The organism is Herbidospora sp. NBRC 101105, assembly GCF_030269205.1.
In the GTDB taxonomy this organism is placed as follows: Bacteria; Actinomycetota; Actinomycetes; order Streptosporangiales; family Streptosporangiaceae; genus Herbidospora; species Herbidospora solisilvae.
In genome coordinates this window covers 223,726-241,943 of the sequence record NZ_BSSX01000007.1, presented here as the reverse complement: position 1 = coordinate 241,943, position 18,218 = coordinate 223,726, and the positions used below count along the sequence as shown (strand labels likewise).

At 72.3% G+C, this 18,218-nt stretch carries 14 protein-coding genes; 5 read left to right on the top strand and 9 right to left on the bottom strand.

Annotated elements, in window-relative coordinates:
- Nucleotides 1-126 precede the first annotated feature (126 nt).
- A complete protein-coding gene (locus tag QSK34_RS27815; protein WP_285588173.1) occupies nt 127-891 on the top strand; it encodes an IclR family transcriptional regulator domain-containing protein in 765 nt (254 codons plus the stop codon).
- Here QSK34_RS27815 and QSK34_RS27810 read toward each other — a convergent pair whose 3' ends face one another.
- From QSK34_RS27810 to QSK34_RS27795, 4 genes are all read right to left on the bottom strand, one after another.
- On the bottom strand, nt 892-2,106 hold the full coding sequence (locus tag QSK34_RS27810) for an MFS transporter (RefSeq protein WP_285588170.1): 1,215 nt from the start codon (nt 2,104-2,106) through the stop codon (nt 892-894).
- 24 nt (nt 2,107-2,130) lie between these two features.
- Nucleotides 2,131-3,402 (bottom strand): ABC transporter substrate-binding protein, encoded by a 1,272-nt coding sequence (locus tag QSK34_RS27805; protein ID WP_285588168.1) that lies wholly within the window; start codon nt 3,400-3,402, stop codon nt 2,131-2,133.
- A gap of 72 nt (nt 3,403-3,474) precedes the next feature.
- Nucleotides 3,475-4,194 carry an AMP-binding protein gene (locus QSK34_RS27800; RefSeq protein WP_161481893.1) on the bottom strand — a complete coding sequence of 240 codons (720 nt, stop codon included), beginning with the start codon at nt 4,192-4,194 and terminating at the stop codon, nt 3,475-3,477.
- Between the two features lie 355 nt (nt 4,195-4,549).
- Nucleotides 4,550-6,979 (bottom strand): ATP-binding protein, encoded by a 2,430-nt coding sequence (locus tag QSK34_RS27795; protein ID WP_285588165.1) that lies wholly within the window; start codon nt 6,977-6,979, stop codon nt 4,550-4,552.
- Nucleotides 6,980-7,105: 126 nt separating this feature from the next.
- Here QSK34_RS27795 and QSK34_RS27790 point away from each other — a divergent pair, with 126 nt between their 5' ends.
- Nucleotides 7,106-9,007 (top strand): ABC transporter ATP-binding protein, encoded by a 1,902-nt coding sequence (locus QSK34_RS27790; protein WP_285588162.1) that lies wholly within the window; start codon nt 7,106-7,108, stop codon nt 9,005-9,007.
- 18 nt (nt 9,008-9,025) lie between these two features.
- Here the strand turns inward: QSK34_RS27790 and QSK34_RS27785 are convergent, their stop codons facing one another.
- From QSK34_RS27785 to QSK34_RS27775, 3 genes are all read right to left on the bottom strand, one after another.
- A complete protein-coding gene (locus QSK34_RS27785; protein WP_285588160.1) occupies nt 9,026-10,471 on the bottom strand; it encodes a peptidoglycan D,D-transpeptidase FtsI family protein in 1,446 nt (481 codons plus the stop codon).
- Nucleotides 10,472-10,546: 75 nt separating this feature from the next.
- A complete protein-coding gene (locus tag QSK34_RS27780) occupies nt 10,547-10,924 on the bottom strand; it encodes a MerR family transcriptional regulator (protein ID WP_030456635.1) in 378 nt (125 codons plus the stop codon).
- 39 nt (nt 10,925-10,963) lie between these two features.
- The gene (locus tag QSK34_RS27775; protein ID WP_161481889.1) at nt 10,964-11,596 is read right to left on the bottom strand and encodes a TetR/AcrR family transcriptional regulator; all 633 of its coding nucleotides are present in this window, start codon (nt 11,594-11,596) and stop codon (nt 10,964-10,966) included.
- A 73-nt stretch (nt 11,597-11,669) separates the two neighbouring features.
- Here QSK34_RS27775 and QSK34_RS27770 point away from each other — a divergent pair, with 73 nt between their 5' ends.
- Together QSK34_RS27770 and QSK34_RS27765 are read left to right on the top strand one after the other, a co-directional pair.
- Nucleotides 11,670-12,917: a GH1 family beta-glucosidase gene (locus QSK34_RS27770; protein ID WP_285588152.1), complete on the top strand. Its 1,248-nt coding sequence runs from the start codon at nt 11,670-11,672 to the stop codon at nt 12,915-12,917.
- Nucleotides 12,910-14,757, top strand: a complete 1,848-nt coding sequence (locus QSK34_RS27765; RefSeq protein ID WP_285588149.1) for a WD40 repeat domain-containing protein — start codon at nt 12,910-12,912, stop codon at nt 14,755-14,757. The genes QSK34_RS27770 and QSK34_RS27765 overlap by 8 nt, the downstream gene beginning before the upstream one ends.
- Here QSK34_RS27765 and QSK34_RS27760 read toward each other — a convergent pair.
- Entirely contained in the window at nt 14,746-15,624 is an 879-nt protein-coding gene (locus tag QSK34_RS27760; RefSeq protein WP_285588146.1) for a coiled-coil domain-containing protein, read from the bottom strand. The genes QSK34_RS27765 and QSK34_RS27760 overlap by 12 nt on opposite strands.
- 203 nt (nt 15,625-15,827) lie before the next feature.
- Between QSK34_RS27760 and QSK34_RS27755 the strand changes: the two genes are divergently transcribed.
- Nucleotides 15,828-17,264 carry an aldehyde dehydrogenase gene (locus QSK34_RS27755; protein WP_285588143.1) on the top strand — a complete coding sequence of 479 codons (1,437 nt, stop codon included), beginning with the start codon at nt 15,828-15,830 and terminating at the stop codon, nt 17,262-17,264.
- A 55-nt stretch (nt 17,265-17,319) separates the two neighbouring features.
- On the opposite strand, the gene QSK34_RS27750 is transcribed toward QSK34_RS27755, so the two are convergent.
- Nucleotides 17,320-18,060 (bottom strand): alpha/beta hydrolase, encoded by a 741-nt coding sequence (locus tag QSK34_RS27750; RefSeq protein WP_285588140.1) that lies wholly within the window; start codon nt 18,058-18,060, stop codon nt 17,320-17,322.
- Nucleotides 18,061-18,218: the final 158 nt, after the last annotated feature.

Below are 18,218 nucleotides of genomic sequence, written 5' to 3'. Positions count from 1 at the left end.
CTTGGGGTTCAGGCCACCCAGGTTCGCTATCCGAACGTTGGTTTGTCTGGCGAACGATGGCATATCGGTCGTAAACAGAACAATGGTTCGTTATGAGAACGATACGAGGCGCTAGAGTGCCGGACTATGGCTGAGGAATTCGTGCAGTCGCTGGCACGCGGCCTGTCGGTGATCCGCGCCTTCGACGGATCCTCACCCGAACTGACCCTGAGTGAGGTAGCCAGGAAGACCGGCCTCACCCGGGCGGCGGCCCGCCGGTTCCTGCTGACGCTGGTCCACCTCGGTTACGTCCGCACCGACGGACGGCTGTTCTCGTTGTCGCCCCGCGTGCTCGAACTCGGCTACGCCTACCTGTCGAACCTGTCGCTGCCCGACGTCGCCTTCCCCCACCTCGAACGGCTCGTCGGCGAGGTGCACGAGTCGGCGTCGGTGTCGGTGCTCGACGACACCGACATCATCTACGTCGCCCGGGTGCCCACCACCCGCATCATGCGGGTCACCATCGCGATCGGCACCCGCTTCCCGGCCCACTGCACGTCGATGGGCCGCGTCCTGCTCGCCGGGTTGCCCGCGTGCGACCTCGACGCCTACTTCGCCCGCGCCGACCTGGTCCGGATGACCGACCGCACCCTCACCTCGGAAGCGGAACTCCGCCCGGTGCTGGCCGAGGTCCGCGAGCAGGGGTACGCCCTGGTCGACCAGGAACTCGAAGACGGCCTGCGGTCCATCGCGGTCCCGGTCCGCGACCGGGGCGGCCGGGTCGTCGCGGCCGTCAACCTGTCGTCGCACGCCAGCCGCACCTCACTGGAGGCGGCCCGGCGCGACCTGCTGCCCCCGCTGCTCGCCGGCGCCGCCAGGATCGAGACCGACCTCCACGCCACGCAGCGGTGACTAGACCCCTTCGCGGGCGGGCCGGCTGAGCGGCCGCCACAACAACGCCCCCGACACGAGCACCAGCCCGCCGCAGATCGCGATGGCGTGGTGCACGTCGACCAGTTCGGCAAGGCCGCCGGCCACCACTCCCCCGAGCCCCTGGACGGTCATCATCCCCGACCCCTGCAGCCCGAACGCCAGCCCGCGCCGCGCCTCGGGCACCGCGTCGACGAACGGCCGCTGCAGCATGAGCTGGTAGGCCAGCCCGTTGCCCGCGAGGAACGCCAGGGTGCCGGCCCACCAGGGTCCCGGCGCGGTCAGGAACCCGATGAGCGGCAGCCCCATCAGCGCGACCAGCGGCAGCCCGAGCCTGGCCCGGTTCGCCGGCGACACGAACCGGCCGACGACGAACTCCCCGAAGCCCATCCCGGCGGCCGTCGCGGCCAGCACGAACCCGGCCGCCCCGGCCTGCCCCATCTCGGTCAGATAGGGGATGAACACGGCCTCCGAGCCGACCATGAACATCAGCGGCATCCACCCGGCCAGCAGCAGCCCTCGGATGGTCCGGTCGCTCAGCAGCTGCCAGTTGCCGCGCAGCGTGGCGCGCACCGCGCCGGTGCCGTCCTTGACCGCGCGGGCCGGCCGGTTCACGATGCCGAACCGGACGATCGGCACGGCGGCCAGCGAGAGCCCGGCGGTGATCAGCAGCGCCCACTCGGGCCCGGTCAGCGCGAGCATGGCCCCGCCGACCGCGAGCCCGGCGATCTGCGCCCCGGCGCCCGTCATGGTGAACAGGGCCCGCCCGAGCACGAACCGGTCGCCGTCGAGGATGTCGGGCAGCACCGCGTTGCGGGCCGCCATGAACACGGCGGTCGGCACGCCGGTGACCAGGACGACCGCGAACATCGCCCACACCGGCAGCCCGGCGAACGCCAGGAGCAGGCACACCACGGCCCGCGTGAACTCCCCGGTGATCATCAGCACCCGGGGCCGGACGCGGTCGGCGACCGACGACAGGAACAGGCCGCCGAGCATCATCGGCAGGAAGCCGATCATCCACGAGATGGCCGACAACCCGGCCGACTCGGTGCGGTCGTAGACGATGACGGAGAACGCCAGCATCTTGACCGACTCGCTCAGCGTCAGCAGCAGCTGGCTGCCGAACAGCGCGCGGAACTCGCCGATCCGGAACAGTTCACCGAAGGTCGCGCCCCGGTCGTCAACCACACTCACCGGGCGATGTTATGACAAACCGGTCTATTGGCCACTGTTTTTTGCCGCCAGCACGAGCGCCCGCTGCAACTCCGCGACGTCCGGGTCGTCGATGAAGATGCCGACCGCGTCGTTGATGGCCGCCCGCCAGCCGTCGTTGGCGACGACGCCGTGCTGGATCGACCCGGCCAGTTCGTCGCGCGACCACTCGCCCAGGTTCCAGGCCAGATAGTTCTTGTAGAGCGAGGTGTCGGCGTCGCGGCGGGCCGGGATCGAGCCCTTCAGCGGGTTGAACGCGTCCTGCCCGGCCTTGCTCGCGGCCACCTTGAGCCAGGCCACCGCGCCCTCCCGGTTGGGGGCGCCGCGGGGCAGCGTGAAGCTGTCGGACAACCACATGAAGGTGCCCTCGGTGCCCGGCGAGGCGGCCCAGTCGAAGTCGGTCTTCGAGGTCCTGCCGAGCCCGCCGTCGGGCTTGTTGTGGAAGTAGCTGTAGGCCCAGTCGCCCATGACGGTGAACGCGGCCTCCCCGTCGGCGACCTGCTTGGCGGCCGGCTGCCAGTCGGCCTGCGGCGGCCCGGTCATCGCGAGGATCGCCGCGAAGTCGGTCAGCGCCTTCTTCACCGCCGCGCTGTTCCAGTCGGCGTCGGCGGTCCAGAGCTTGTTGTACGTCCGCGTCCCGAGCGACCCCAGCAGCACCGACTCGAAGAGGTGCACCACGGTCCACTGCGGCCCGATGGCCAGCGGGATCCTCCCGGTGTCGCGCACCTTGGCCAGCGCGTCGAGGAACTGCGGGATGGTGCGCGGGGCGCCGGTCACCCCGGCGGCCTTGAGGATCCGCGGGTTGAACCACAGGACGTTCGAGCGGTGGATGTTCACCGGGACGGAGTAGATCTCGCCGTGGACGGAGATCTGCTCGACGAGCTGGGGCGGGAAGGCGTCGCGCAGCTTCAGTTCGTCGTACAGGAAGTTGAGGGGTTCGAGCTTGCCCGCGGTGATGTAGCCCTGGAGTTCGGCGCCCGCGTGGCCCTGGAAGGTGTCGGGGGGCTGGTTGGCCTGCAGCTTGCTCGCCAACAGGGCGCGGGCCTGGTCGCCCGACCCTCCTTCGACGGCCGCGTCGACGAACGTGAAGCCGGGGTTCTGCTTCTCGAACAGGGTGCGCATCGCCTTGAGGCCGTCGGCCTCGCCTAAGCCCGTCCACCAAGAGAACACTTCGACACGCTGCTTCGCGGAGGGCTCGGGCGTCTCCGCCGCCTCGCCCGAACACGACGTCACCAGAACGAGCAGCGCCGCGGCGACCGCGGTCCATCGTCGCCTCATCGCGGCCGACCTCCGGGTGTGAAATGGCAGCCCATCAACCCACCACCGGAGCCGCCCCGTCAAGCAACGGTTCTATATACGGCGCAGCCCCCGTTTCCCGCACTCCACGACGGCCGCCACCGTCACCCCCAGCTCCCGTCCGCCGCCCGTGACGAGCACCGCCCCCTTCGCGAACGCCAGACCGCCGAGCACCGCCAGGTCGGCCGAGCCCGACGGCGGCCAGTCGACCAGCACGACGTCGTGTTCGTCGAGGCTGACGTGCCCGTCGAGCAGCGCCATCGCCTCGGTGAAGCCGTCGTGGCTCAGCTCGCCCTCCTCCGCGACGACCGCCGGGCTGCGCGCGGCGGCGACCGGCAGCGGCAGCGGGTCGAGCCCGAGCAGCACCTCGAACTCGGTCGCGCCGGGGCCGCCGCCGAAGGAGACGACCTGCCGCACCCGCGACGCCTCCGCCGCCGCGACCGCCTCGGCGGCCAGCCTCTCTCCCGTGAACATCAGCCGCACGTCGTGGGCGAGCAGCTCGGCCGGGTCGGGCACGCCCAGCGGCAGCGCCACCCCACCGGCCGCGACGACCGCGAAGACGGCGGTCAGATGCCCGCTCACGCCGTCGGTGCAGACGGCGGCGGTCTGCCCGGGGCGGGTCCCCCTCCTGACCAGCCCCGTGGCAGCCCTCCTCACCGTCGCGGCGAGCGTCCCGTGGCTGACGGCCCGGCCTTCGCCGAAATCGATCAGCGCCGGCCGGTCGGCCCACAGCGCGGATCGTCCGAACACCGCGCCGGTGACCCCTGACTCCATGTCCGTGACCGTACGGGTCAGGTTCTCCGGCGGGAATCCGCATATGTGTGTAGCAGGGTGTGTAACCGCATGCGCGTGGACGGGCCCGGGTCCTGCGCGACCCGGGCCCGCGGGCCACGTGCCCCCGGTCTCGGTCTCCACCCCTCCGAGGTGACCTCGACCGGCGTGACGGACACGCGGCCGTTTCCAGATGCCCCCCCTGACGTCCGGCTTCAGAAGGCATCCGCCCTCGCGGGCCTGGTGACGGCCACGGAGTCGCCGCACCGGACCACGGACTCACCGTAGGTCGGCGGGGGTTGCCCTCACATCGGCGAATGTGCGCAGGTGCATGTGTAGAAGGGACGCCGTGCGGCGTCTACACACCGTGCTCGACGACCCAGGTGGCGACCTGGGTGCGCGAGGTGAAACCGAGTTTGGCCAGGATGTTGGCGACGTGACGGGCGACGGTCGCCTGGCTGATGACGAGCTCGTCGGCGATGGCCCGGTTGCTGAGCCCCCGGGCGACCAGCTCGGCGATCTCGCGCTCGCGGGCGGTCAGCGTGCTCTGCGGCACGACCGCGACCGGCGCGACGACGGGCGGCGGGCTGCCCGCCGACTCCTCCAGCGCGAGCGTGACGGCCGTGTCGAACGGCAACGCGAGCCCTTCGGCCCACAACGCCGCCACGACGGGTTCGCCCAGGGCGTCGCGAGCGGGCGTCAGCACGTTCTCGACGCGGGCCCCCGGCCGTCCGGTGCGCAACCCGGCGGAGGCGGCGGACAGCAGCACGGCCCGGCGCGGGTCGCCCTGCCTGAGGTGGAGCGCGGCGAAGGTCTCCAGGCGGCGGGCCGACTGCATGCGCAACCCGGCGTCGCGGCCGAGCCGCAGCGCCTCGCCCAGGCGGCGGCGGGCCTCGGGCAGGTCGCCCGCGTCGAGCGCCACCGACCCCAGCCCGGCCAGGCAGGAGATGAGCCACTGGCGGGCGTCGAAGGTGCGCACGATGCGCAGCGCCCGGGTGAAGTGGTGGCGGGCGGCCTGCAGGTCGCCGCGGCGGCGGGCGGTCTGGCCCAGCCCCGACAGGCCGATGACCAGCGCCAGGTGGTTGTCGAGCTCGGTGGCCAGCGCCACGAGTCGTTCGGCCGACCGCTGCGCCTCGCGCAGCCGCCCCTGCGCCAGCGAGAGGAACGCGCGGGTGCCGTGGCCCTCGGCCTCCAGCACCCGTTCGCCGATGGCGCGGGCGATCGTGATGGACTCCTCCAGCCGCTTCTCGGCCGGCTGCGACCCGTCGCTGATGGCGAGCACGAGCAGCGCCTGTCCCTCGCCGAGCCGGTCGCCGGCCTGCCGGCACAGGTCGAGGGCCCGCCGCGCCCGCTCGCGGGCCGCGGCGAAGTCGGCCGTGTTCGACAGCAGGTTGGCGGTGAAGGCCAGCGCCCGGCCGTGGGTGGCCGGGTCGACGTCGGGCAGCGCGAGCTCCAGCAGCCGGTCGACCCAGCGGGTCAGCTCGGCCTGGAACCGGCCGCTGCCGAGCAGCATCCACCGCAGCCCGAGCAGCGCCTGGAGCATCGGCGCCGCGTCGCCCGTGGTGACCGACCACTCGACCGCCGCCCGCAGGTCGCTCTGCAGCCGCTCCAGCCGTTCGGTACGCCGGTGCACCGCCGGCCACGATCCCGCGTCGACCGCGATCTCCCAGTCGCGGGCGAACGCGACGAAGAAGTCGCGGTGCCGCCGCCGGGTCGCCTCCTCGTCGGGGCCGTCGAGTTGTTCGGCGGCGTACTGGCGGATGGTGTCGAGCAGCCGGTAGCGGGCCTCGCCGGCGAGTTCGCCGTCGACCACGACCAGGGACTTGTCGACCAGGGCGGTCAGGTGGCCCAGGACGTCGGGCGCCTCGACCGGGCCGCCCGCGCAGACGAGTTCGGCCATGGGGAGCGTCCAGCCGGAGCGGAACACCGTGGCCCGGCGCAGCAGCACCCGCTCGGGCTCGGTCAGCAGGTCGTAGCTCCAGTCGACGGTGGCCCGCAGGGTGCGCTGCCGGGGCGGCGCGGTGCGGTCGCCGGCCGACAGCAGCCGGAACCGGTCGCCGAGACGGGCCACGATCTGCGGGATCGACAACACCCGGGTCATCCCGGCGGCCAGTTCGAGCGCCAGCGGCATGCCGTCGAGCGCGTGGCACAACCGCGACACGTCGGGCGCGTTGTCGTCGGTCAGCGTGAACCCCGGCCGGGCCGAGGCCGCGCGGTCCTGGAACAGCTGGACCGCCTCGTAGCCGCCGACGACGGCCGCGCCCGCGTTGTGGTCGGGCGGCAGCGCGAGCGGCGGCACCCGCCAGACGGTCTCGCCCGGCACCCGCAGCGGCTCGCGGCTGGTGGCCAGCACCCGCACCTCGGGGCAGTGCTCGGCCAGCCGCCGGGTGAGCTGCGCGCACTCCTCGACCACCGTCTCGCAGTTGTCGAGCACGATGACCGCCTTGCGCCCCGCGAACACCTCGGCGACCGCCAGGCCGAGGTCGCGCCCCGGCTCGCCCTCCACGCCCAGCACCGACGCGATGCGGCGGACGGTCTCCTTGGGCCGGGTGCCCTCGGGGAACTCCACCAGCCACGCGCCGTCGGGCAGGTCGCGCGCGAGCTCGGCGGCGACCCGCAGGCCGAGGCGGCTCTTCCCGATCCCGCCCACGCCGCAGAGGGTGACGACCCGGGTGGCGGTCATCAGTTGCAGGAGTTCCTCGACGTCGGGCTCGCGTCCCACGAACGCGTTGGGTTCCAGGGGGAGGTTGCCCTCGACGGCGATCGAGTGGGAGATCTCAGTGGTCATCGGCCCTCGGGAGTCGCCTTCGCGTGAGCTGCGGGGGGTGGATCGTCACAGGAAGTGTCGCATCAATTCCGGAACGTGCCCAGATCTCGATGTCTCTTTGTCGGTGGACGGGCGCACACTGACGGCATGAGCGTCACCCCCGTCGACAGGGACGACCCGTCGGAAAGCGATGACCTACCGGATTTCTCCGACCTGACCACGCACAAGTGGCACGCCCACGACGACAAGATGAGCCACGTCGGCTTCTTCACCGTCGCCCGCCGGTTACCCGCCCTCTTCGTCCAGTCCTTCCGCATGGCCTGGCAGGCCAGCCCGCGCGACACCGTCGCCACCGTCGTGCTGAACCTGCTGAGCGGCGTGTTCACCGCGTTCGGCCTGCTGGCCACCACGGGGGTGCTGGAGGCGCTGTTCGCCGCCGGCCCGACCCCCGAGCGGGTCCGCGACGCCCTCCCGGCCCTGCTGCTGGTCGGCGCCGCCGCGGTGCTGCGTTCGGTGTTCTCGGCCGGCGCGGGCTGGGCGCAGTCGCGGCTGCAACCCCAGGTGCTCCGCATCGCCGAGGAGCGCCTCTACGGGCTCACCTCCAGCGTCGACCTCGTACGGTTCGACGACCCGGAGTTCCACGACACGCTGGAGCGGGTCCGCATGCGCGGCGTCGGGGCCTCCGACGACGTGGTCGGGTCGGCGATCGACGTGCTGACCGCGGCGATCGGGCTGGTCGCGGTCGGCGGCGTGCTGGGTGTGCTCCACCCGGTGCTGCTGCCGCTGCTCTTCCTCGCGGTGCTGCCCGACGCGTGGTCGACCGTCCGGTCGGCCCGGATGAGCTACGCCACGATGTTGTCGCTGCTGCCGACCTACCGCCGCAAGTGGATCGTCAGCGAACTGCTGGCCGACCGCGACACGGCCGCCGAGGTGCGCTCGTTCACCATGCGCGGCTTCCTGCTGCGCGTCTACGACATGGTGGCCCGCACCCAGCAGGACGCCCTGGTCGACCTGGCCCGCCGCCAGACCGTCGCCCGCCTGGTCGGCGAGGCGCTCGGCGGCGTCGGCACCGCGCTGGTCTTCGTCGCCCTCGGCCTGCTGCTGGCCTCGGGCTCCGTGCCGCTCGCCGTCGCGGGCACCGCCGTGCTGGCCGTGCGCACCGGGCAGGGTGCTCTCCAGCAGCTCCTGTACGCCGTCAACCGCAGCTACGAGAACGGCCTCTACTTCACCGACTTCATCGACTTCTGCAGCGCCACCGAGAAGGCGCCGGTCATGGCGGGCTCGGGCGCCCCGCCCGACGGCTTCGCCCGCATCACGGCGGAGAACGTCGTGTTCGGCTACCCCGGCAAGGACACTCCGGCGCTGAAGGGCGTGTCCGTCCACATCGACCGGGGCGAGGTGGTCGCCCTCGTCGGCGAGAACGGCTCGGGCAAGACCACCCTCGCCAAGATCCTGGCCGGGCTCTACCAGCCCGACTCGGGCAGTGTGCGCTGGGACGACGTCGACCTGGCCACGGTCGACGCCCACGCCCTGCGCGGCCGCATCGCGGTCATCGCCCAAGACCACACCCGCTGGCCGCTGTCGGCCCGCCACAACATCACGATGGGCCTGAACAAGGGCGAACCGGCCGTGGTGAGGGCCGCCGGGGTCGCCGGGGCCGACGAGGTCATCGACGAGCTCCCCCACGGCTACCGCACCCTCCTCGACCGCCGCTTCAAAGACGGCCAGGAGTTGTCGGGCGGCCAGTGGCAGCGCATCGCGGTCGCGCGGGGCTTCTACCGCGACGCCCCGCTGCTCATCTGCGACGAACCGACGGCGGCCCTCGACGCGCGGGCCGAGCACGCCCTGTTCGACCGCATCCGCGCCCACGCCGACGGGCGCACCGTCCTGCTCATCACCCACCGCCTGGCCAGCGTGCGCTACGCCGACCGCGTCTACGTCCTGGACCACGGCCTGGTCGTCGAGGAGGGCACCCACGACGAGCTGATCGACCGCCAGGGCATCTACGCCGACCTCTACGGCCTCCAGGCCAGCGCCTACCAGAGCTAGAACAGAGCTAGAACAGGGCTAGAGCAGGGCGCGGATGACCGCTCTGGCGATGGGGGCGGCCACCCGTCCGCCGAAGCCGCCGTGTTCGACCAGAACGCCGACGGCCACCACCGGGTCGTCGGCGGGGGCGAAGGCGGTGAAGACGGCGTGGTCGGAGCCCTCGTTCTCGGCGGTGCCGGTCTTGGCCGCGACCTTCACGCCCGGGATCGCGGCGGCGGTGCCGGTGCCGCCGGGGCCGGTGACGGCGACCATCATCTCGGTCAGCCGGTCGGCCACGGCCCCGGGCATCGCGTCGCGGTATTCGGCGGGGTCGGTCGAGCGCACGATCGTGCCGTCGCGCAGGCGCACCTCGTCGACCAGGTAGGGGCGCATCAGGCTGCCGCCGTTCGCCACCGCCGCCGAGATCATCGCGATGCTCAGGGGGGTGGCGCGGTCGTCGTACTGGCCGATGGCGCTCATCGCGGTCTGGGCGCGGTCGAGGCCGGTCGGGTAGACGCTCGCGGCCACGGCCAGCGGGACCTTCAGGCCCGCGTCTCCGAAGCCGAAGGCGGCCGCCCAGCGGCTCAGCTCGTCTTCGCCGAGTTCGAGGCCGAGGTCGGCGAAGGCGGTGTTGCACGACATCACGAAGGCGTCCAGGAGCGCGGGGGTGCCGTCGCCGCACGCCGCGCCGCCGGAGTTGCGCAACCACGTCTGGGAGCCGGGCAGCTTCAGCCGGGCGGGGCCGCGCACCTCGGTCTCGGGGTCGTAGTCGCCCGACGCGAGGGCCGCCGCCGCGGTGATCACCTTGAAGGTCGAGCCGGGCGGGTAGTTCTCCCCGATCGCGCGGTTCAGCAGCGGCCGCGCGGGGTCCCGTTGCAGTTCGCGGTCGTACGCCGCCAGCTCCTCCGCCGAGAAGGTGGCGAACCGGTTGGGGTCGTAGGAGGGCAGCGAGACCATGGCGAGGATCGCGCCCGTGCGGGGGTCGAGGGCGACCACGGCCCCGCGCCTGCCCGTGGCGGCCAGGCCGTCGTAGGCGGCCTGCTGGGCGCGGGAGTCGAGCGTCAGCGTCACGGTGGCGCCGCGGTCGATGTCCTTGAGGAGCGCGCGCACCCGTACCCGCGGGTCGTCGCCGCTCAGGGAGGCGTCTTCGGCGCCCTCGATGCCGGTCGTCCGGTAGAGGGAGGCGTAGCCGGTGGCGGCGGCGTAGACGGGGCCGTGGGGATAGACGCGGCGGTAGCCGAACCGCTGGTCGGCGACGCGTTCGCTGGCCGCGACCACGGTGCCGTCGCGCAGCCGCACCTCGCCTCGGGGCTCGTCGAACCGCAGGATCATGGTCCGGTTGTTGCGGGGGTCGGCGGTCAGTTCGTCGTCGCGGAACGCCTGGATGTAGGTGACGTTGCCCAGCAGTGCGAACAGCATCAGACCGGACACCGTCGCGACGCCGCGCAGCGGCACGTTCATCCGCCCGGCGCGCGGACCCGCCATGTAAGCCCCCTCTTTTGCAGTCCGGTCTAACAGCCGGACCGGAAAGAGGGGGCTCGGGGCGGGTAAAGCGGGGAACTAGATCGCTTCGGGGACGATCACGTGGTCCTTGTAGTAGTCGATTTTGCGCTGGATGGCGCCCTGCTTGTGGCGCAGGTCGGCGACCTGCTCCTCGACCTGGCGGTCGTGCGCCTCCAGGAGGCGGATGCGTTCGGGGATGGTGTGGTCGCCCGCGCGGGTCAGCTCGGCGAACCGCAACATCTCGGCGATCGGCATGCCGGTGTCGCGCAGGCAGCGGATCATGCCGAGCCAGCCCACGTCGCCGTCGGTGAACCTGCGCTGACCGGCCGAGTTGCGGCCGACGTTGCCGAGGAGACCGATCCGTTCGTAGTACCTGAGCGTGTCGAGGCTGAACCCCGTCTCCTCGACCACCTGTCCGGGTGTGTAAACGGCCATGTACGGCATCATCACACCTGGAGTCGGCTCCAGGTCAAGCTAGCCGAGGTGGTCGGACAGGTAGCGGCGGACCAGCCGCTTGCACTCGGCGATCAGGTCGGGGTCGCCGTCGGGGCAGGCCCGGAAGGCCAGCTTGAGCACGGCGTCGGCTGCTTCGACGGCCACCACGAACGCGCGTGCCTGGACCTCGCCGGCGGGCACCCCGATGAGCTCGATCAGCAGCGCGCGCAGCCGGTCGGCGACGACGAGGTTGTCTTCGAGCGCCTCGTCGAGCATGCGGGAGGTGCCGGGCGCGGCCAGCGCGAGGCCGAAGTCGAAGACGCTGAAGCCGGGCGTCGACCGCTTCATCCACACGAACTCGTCGATCACGAGGTCGGTGGCCTCGGTCCAGTCGTTGATCGTGGTGTGCGCCAGGGTGGCGGTGATCCGGGCGAGGTAGGCCTCGAGGTTGCGGTAGGCCAGCGCGCGGACCAGCCCCTGCTTGTCGGGGAAGAACTGGTAGAAGGTGCCGATGGGGACCTCGGCCCGGCGGGCGACCTCTTTGGTGGTCAGGCCCTCGTAACCCACCTCGTCGAGCAGCCGGGCACACTCGTCGAGCATGCGCCCCACCCTCTCGGCGCTCCTGCGCTGGGCGGGTTTGCGGCGCAGGGTGCCGGTGGCGGTGTTTGTCATGTCCCCATTTTCTCCCGATTCGATTGCCAACGAGTTAACCTGAGTCGCACTCGTGTTCTAGGGGGGACCGCTGATGTTCCTGTGGGGCGCCGCCACCGCCGCCTTCCAGATCGAAGGCGCGTTGTCGGACGACGGCCGGGGGCCGTCGATCTGGGACTCCTTCGGCCCGGTCCGCGACGGCCACACGGCCGAGACGGCCTGCGACAGCTACCGCCGCTGGGCCGACGACGTGGCGCTGCTGGCCGATCTGGGGGTGAACGCCTACCGCTTCTCGGTGTCGTGGCCCCGGGTCCAGCCCGACGGGACCGGCCCGGCCAACCCCAAGGGCCTCGACCACTACGAGCGGCTGGTCGACGCCCTCCTGGCCGCCGGGATCACCCCGGCGCTCACCCTGTTCCACTGGGACCTGCCCGCCGCGCTCCCCGGGTGGCTCGACCGCGAGACCGCCTACCGGTTCGCCGACTACGCCTCCCTGGTGGCCGGGCGGCTCGCCGACCGGGTCGGCCTGTGGATCACCCTGAACGAGCCGTTCGTGCACACCGTCTACGGCCACGCCCTCGGCGTCCACGCCCCTGGGCAGGCGCTCTTCCTGGACGCCCTGCCGGCCGCCCACCACCAGCTCCTCGGCCACGGCCTGGCCGTCGACGCACTGCGTGCGGACGGGGCGTCGACGGTGTTGATCACCAACAACCTGTCCCCCGTGTGGCCCGCCTCGGACTCGCCCGGCGACCAGGCGGCGGCCGACGCCTACGACACCCTGCACAACCGGATGTTCAACGACCCGGTGCTGCGCGGCGAGTATCCGGACCTGCGCGCCTTCGGCCTCGACACGATGCCGGGCCTGCGCGACGGCGACCTCGCGGTCATCAGCCGGCCGATCGACGGCCTGGGCGTCAACTACTACAACCCGACCCGGATCGCCGCGCCGCGGTCGCCCGAGCTCCCCTTCACCGACGCGGGCGTCGAGGGTCACCCCACGACCGCCTTCGGCTGGCCCGTCGTCCCCGACGGCCTGCGCGAACTCCTCACCGGCCTGCACGAGCGCTACCGAGTGCCCCTCTACGTCACCGAGAACGGCTGCTCGTACGAGGGGATCGACGACCACGACCGCATCGCCTACCTCGACGGGCACATCGACGCGGCGCTCCGGGCCGACGCCGACGTGCGGGGCTACTTCGTGTGGTCGCTGCTCGACAACTTCGAGTGGGCCGAGGGCTACCACCAGCGCTTCGGCCTCGTCCACGTCGACTTCGCGACCGGCGAGCGCACGCCGAAGGCGTCCTACCGGTGGTACCGGGAGCGGATCGCCCGGGGTGCCTGACCTCCACCACGAGTGGCTCGACCGCTGTTCGGGTGGCCGCTTCGCCGACGCCGACCCGCAGACCCGCGCCTGGGTGGCGGCCGTGCACGCCGCCCGCCTGGGGGCGGTCCGGCCGGAGCAGCCCGGCGGCGGCTGGCGCGTCGTCCGGTCCGAGGGGATCCAGGAGAACCGGCACGTCCGCGCGCCCTGGAACAACCAGACCGGCGCGGTGACCGCCGTGGCGGCGGGCCTGCTGTACGGCGTGCCGGCGGCCGTCACCGGCTCCGACCACGGGGTGCTGCGCGCCTGGGACCTGCGCACCGGCCTGCCGCTCGGCGAACAGCGGGTCGACGCCCACGACATCGGCTCGATCGCGGTCATGGACGACGTCGTGGTGGCCACCGACTGGGCCCACCTGTTCACCTGGCACCCGCGCACCGGCGGGACGACCCGGGAGCGCCACTGGGGCGTCGGCCGGGCCGCGACGGTCCGGGACGCGGGGAGATGGCATCTGCTGCTCGCCCAGCGGGGGCGCGTGCGGATCCGCGGCCCACGCGGGCCCTGGCGGGGGATCGGCCATCCCGGCGACACCTCCGCCGCCACGATCCGCGTCGACGGCCGCCGACGCGTCGTCGTCGGAGGAGACACGACGCGCGTCTACGACCTGCGGACCGGCGAGCCGTGCGGCGGCCCGCTGGGCGGCCGTGCGCGTGCCCTGGCCGTCGCCCACGTGGCGGGCCGTCCGGTGGCCGTGGTCGCCGGGCACGACGACACGGTAAGGGTGTGGGACCTGCGCACCGGCGCCCCGCGCGGCCGGCCCCGGCGCGAGCGCGTGACCACCCTGGCGACGGCCGAGTTCGGCGGCCGGGCCGTCGGGATCGGCGGCGCACCCGGGCGGCGCACCCGGGTGTGGGACCTGCGCACCGGCGTGGACCTGGGCACCCTCGGCGAGGCCGGCCGGGCCGTCGCCGCCGTCGGCCACCAGGCCGTGACCTGCTCCTCCCACGGCGTGGTGCGGGTCTGGGACCTGCGCACCCTCCGCGGCACGCCGCTGCCCGGCCACCCCCGGGTGGGGGCGGTCGCCCTCGCGGGGGACGGCGTCTTCTACGCGCGGGAGGAGGGCATGTTCCTCTCGGCGGAGAACCTGGCCGACGGCGAACCGCTGCCTCTCAAGCACGCGCTTTCCCTGCCCGGCGTGTCGGCGGTCACCACGGTCCCCGGGGCCGTGGTCACCACCTGGTGGCGGGACGGCGCGCTCAGGGTCCACGACCTGGAGACCGGGGAACGCCGCCTGCTGGCGGGCCACACCGGTCCGGTCCACGCGCTGGCCGCCGAGGGTGGCACGGTCGTCAGCGGCGGGCTCGACGGCATGATCGGGATCTGGGACGTGGCGACGGGGTCGTCGCGGTCGATCGTGTCCCCCTGCGCCGTCGACACGCTCACCGTCAGCGAGGGCCGGATCTTCGCGTGCGGGGCCGACGGCGTCACCCGGCTCTTCGATCTCCGCACTGAGGAGCCCTTGGGCACGCTGCCGACCGGGGTGGCGCACGCCATTGACGTACAGGATCAGACGGCCCTCGTCGGCGGAGCCGACCTGCGGGTCTGGGACCTGCGCGAACGGACGGGCAGCCGGCTGCACGGGCACGCGGGCGCGGTGACGGCGGTGGCGCTGCGCGGCGGCCGGGCCGTCTCCAGCGGGTGGGATCACACGCTCCGGACGTGGGACCTGCGCACCGGCGACGAGGTCGCGCCGCCGGTCACCTTCCCCTGGCCGGTCTCCGCGCTCGCCTGGCACCCCAACGGGCGGCTCGCCGTCGGGATGTCGTGGGAGATCGTGGTGCTGGAACCGTCAGAGCACTGACACGTGCACGTGGTCGTAGTGGTTGGCGGTCGCGCCGCCGCGGTTGGCCATCATCTTGCCGGGGGCGCCGGTGCGGATGTCGTAGTACTTCTGCTGCCAGATCACGTACATGATGCCGAGGGCACGCCCGTTGGTGATGCACCACTGCAGCAGGGCGTCGCCGCGGGCCTTGTCGGCGCCGGCGGCCATGCGGCCGCCGCTGGACATCATGAAGTCGCAGGCCCGGCCCTTGCCGTGTTCGCCGAAGTCGCCGGGACGCAGGCACCCCACGCCGTAGGGCATCGGGAACTGGGCCTGGATCGCGTTGCGGATGCTGAGCATGCGGGCGGTGAGGCCGGTGCCGGCATCGGGGGTCTGGAAGCCGAACTTGGCCAGCAGCTTCTCGACGTCGCGCTGCTTGGCCTTCAGCTCCTTGATGTCCTTCTCGAGCTGGTCGACCTTCTGGTCGGCCTCTTTGGCGGCCTGCTTCTGCCGGTCGATGAGCCGCCGCACGTTGCCGAGCCGCTCGACCTTCTCACTCGACAGGTAGGTGAGCGTGGCCGCGTTCCCGGGGTCGGACGACATCGAGAAGATGCTGACGGTGTCGAGGCCGCCGCCCATGTAGGAGGTCTGCGCGAACTGGACCACCCGGCGCTGGGCCGCGCCGAGGTCGCGCCGCAGCTTCTTGACCCGGGCGTCGGCCCGCTGGGCGGCCTTGCGGGTGTCTTCGAGGGTGGCGATCTCGCCCCGGTAGGCCTTCTCTAGGTCGGCGGCCTGCTTGGTGAGCTTGTTCAGCCGGGCCTGCCGGTCGGGTTCGGCGGCCGTGGGCGACACGCAGAGGGAAAGCAGGAGACCGGAGACGACGAGAGCCACGAGTGCCCGCCGCATGTGTCCCTCCCATCCCAGTCGGACCGAAACTATAGGAGGCGATCTTGGTGGTCGCCACCCGAACCAGGGAACCCATGCGCCTTTAACGAAGATTCGTCCATTTTGTATGGGACGAGATGATGCGCGAGGACTGTCCCATCCTTGCCAAGGCCTCACAGAACATGATTCGGTCGGGTGCGGCAGACCTTACGGAGGTGCATTCCATGATCCGGCACGAGACGCTCTTCATCGGCGGCGACTGGGTTCCCCCGGCCGGCACCGGCACGATCGACGTGGTCTCCCCCCATACGGAGGAGATCGTCGGCAGGGTCCCCGAAGGCACCCCGGCCGACCTCGACCGGGCCGTCGCCGCCGCGCGGCAGGCCTTCGACCACGGCCCCTGGCCGCGGCTGACGATGGCCGAGCGGGCCGAGGCGCTGGGCCGCCTGGCCGGGCTCTACGCGGCCCGCGCCGCCGAGCTCGCCGACCTGATCACCCTGGAGATGGGCTCCCCCATCACCTTCTCCCACTTCGGCCAGGTCGGCCCGCCGACCGGGGTGCTCCAGTGGTACGCCGAACTGGGGAAGACCTTCCAGGTCGAGGAGCAGCGGCCCGGCATGTTCGGCGCGGTCACCGTGCGCCGCGAGCCGGTGGGCGTGGTGGCGGCCGTGGTGCCGTGGAACGTCCCGCAGTTCGTCATCATGACCAAGCTGGCCCCGGCCCTGCTCGCGGGCTGCACGGTCGTGGTGAAGCCCGCCCCGGAGACCCCGCTCGACAGTTACGTCCTGGCCGAGGTGATCCGCGAGGCCGAGATCCCGGCGGGCGTGGTCAACATCGTCGCGGCCGGTCGCGAGGCCGGCGAGCACCTGGTCTCCCACCCCGGGATCGACAAGGTGGCCTTCACCGGCTCGACGGCCGCCGGGCGGCGCATCGCCTCGATCTGCGGCGAGCAGCTCAAGCGGGTCAGCCTGGAACTCGGCGGCAAGTCGGCCGCGATCATCCTCGACGACTGCGACCTGCCCTCGGCGATGGGCATGTTCTCGATCGCCGCCCTGCTCAACAGCGGCCAGGCCTGCGTGGCGCAGACCCGCATCCTGGCCAGCCGCACCCGCTATGACGAGGTCGTGCAGGCGGTCGCCGAGATGGCCGCCGGGCAGCAGGTCGGCGACCCCGCCGACCCGGCCACCGGCATCGGCCCGATGGTCGCCAAGCGCCAGCAGGAACGGGTGGAGGGCTACATCCGCATCGGCCTGGAGGAGGGCGCCAAGGCCGTCGTCGGCGGCCTCGACCGCCCCTTCGACAAGGGCTGGTACGTCGCCCCCACGGTCTTCGCCAATGCCACCAACGACATGCGGATCGCCCGCGAGGAGATCTTCGGCCCGGTCCTGACGGTGATCCCCTACGACGACGAGGCCGATGCGATCAGGATCGCCAACGACAGCGACTACGGCCTGTCGGGCAGCGTGTGGACCGCCGACGTCGACCACGGGATGGACATCGCCCGCCAGGTCCGCACCGGCACCTACGGCGTCAACATGATGAACCCGCTGGAGAGCGGCACCCCGTTCGGCGGCTTCAAGGCCAGCGGCATCGGCCGCGAACTCGGGCCGGAGGGGCTGGCGGGCTACCTGGAGTACAAGAGCATCGCCCGATTGGGCTGAACCACCCGGGAGGGTGCCCAACACGCCCCCGCGACGCTGGGCCCCTCCCGCACGTTCATGTAGACGACGCCTGCGGCGATTTGGTTCGCGCGAAAATCCATTCTTCGATGCGCCGGATCAGATGGGCGCTCGCGGCGTTCTCGGCGTGCCCGAAGCCCGGCTCGACCCAGAGCTCCTTCGGCTCGTTCGCGCAGGCGTGGAGCTGCTCGGCGTGCTCCAGCGGGAAGAACGCGTCGCTGTCGCCGTGGACGATCAGCAGCGGCGCGGGCGAGACGAGCGGCGCGGCCTCGTAGGGCGCCAGCGGGATCGGGTCCCAGGTGCCGACCTTGATCCGGGTGCGCTTGGCCAGCCGGGCGGCCAGCCGGCCCGACCTCCGCTCGATCGCCCAGTGGACGGTCCGCATCGGGCGGGTGCCCCGGTAGTACCACCGCGCCGGGCCGCTCACCGAGACCACCGCGTCGACGCCCCGGTTGAGGGCGGCGTGCCGGATCGCCACGGCGGCCCCCATCGAGAAGCCGACGGTCGCCACCCTGGCGTAGTGGGCGCGCGCGTGGCGTACCGCCGAATCGAGGTCCAGGACCTCCAGGTCGCCGACGGTGCTCAGCCCCGACGACCGGCCGTGGCCCCGGAAGTCGAACGCGATCACCCCGGCGTGGTGGGCGAACGCGGCGGCGATGCGCCGGTTGGCCGGGGAACGCCAGGTCCCGGTGAAGCCGTGGGCCAGCACGATCCCGAGGTCGCCGTCGCCGGGCAGGTGCGCCGCGTCGATCCGGACACCGTCAGGAGTGCGCAACATGGCCCCATAGAACATGGGGGCAACATTACGACGCTGTGAATTGTCGCCCTCTTGCGGGCGGCAGGCTCGGAGCGGTAATGGCGATCAACTAAAATGGGAAGGTCGCGCCATTGCGCGGCCGAACGCGTCTCCCGATCGGGAGCGAGACGCGGCACCGC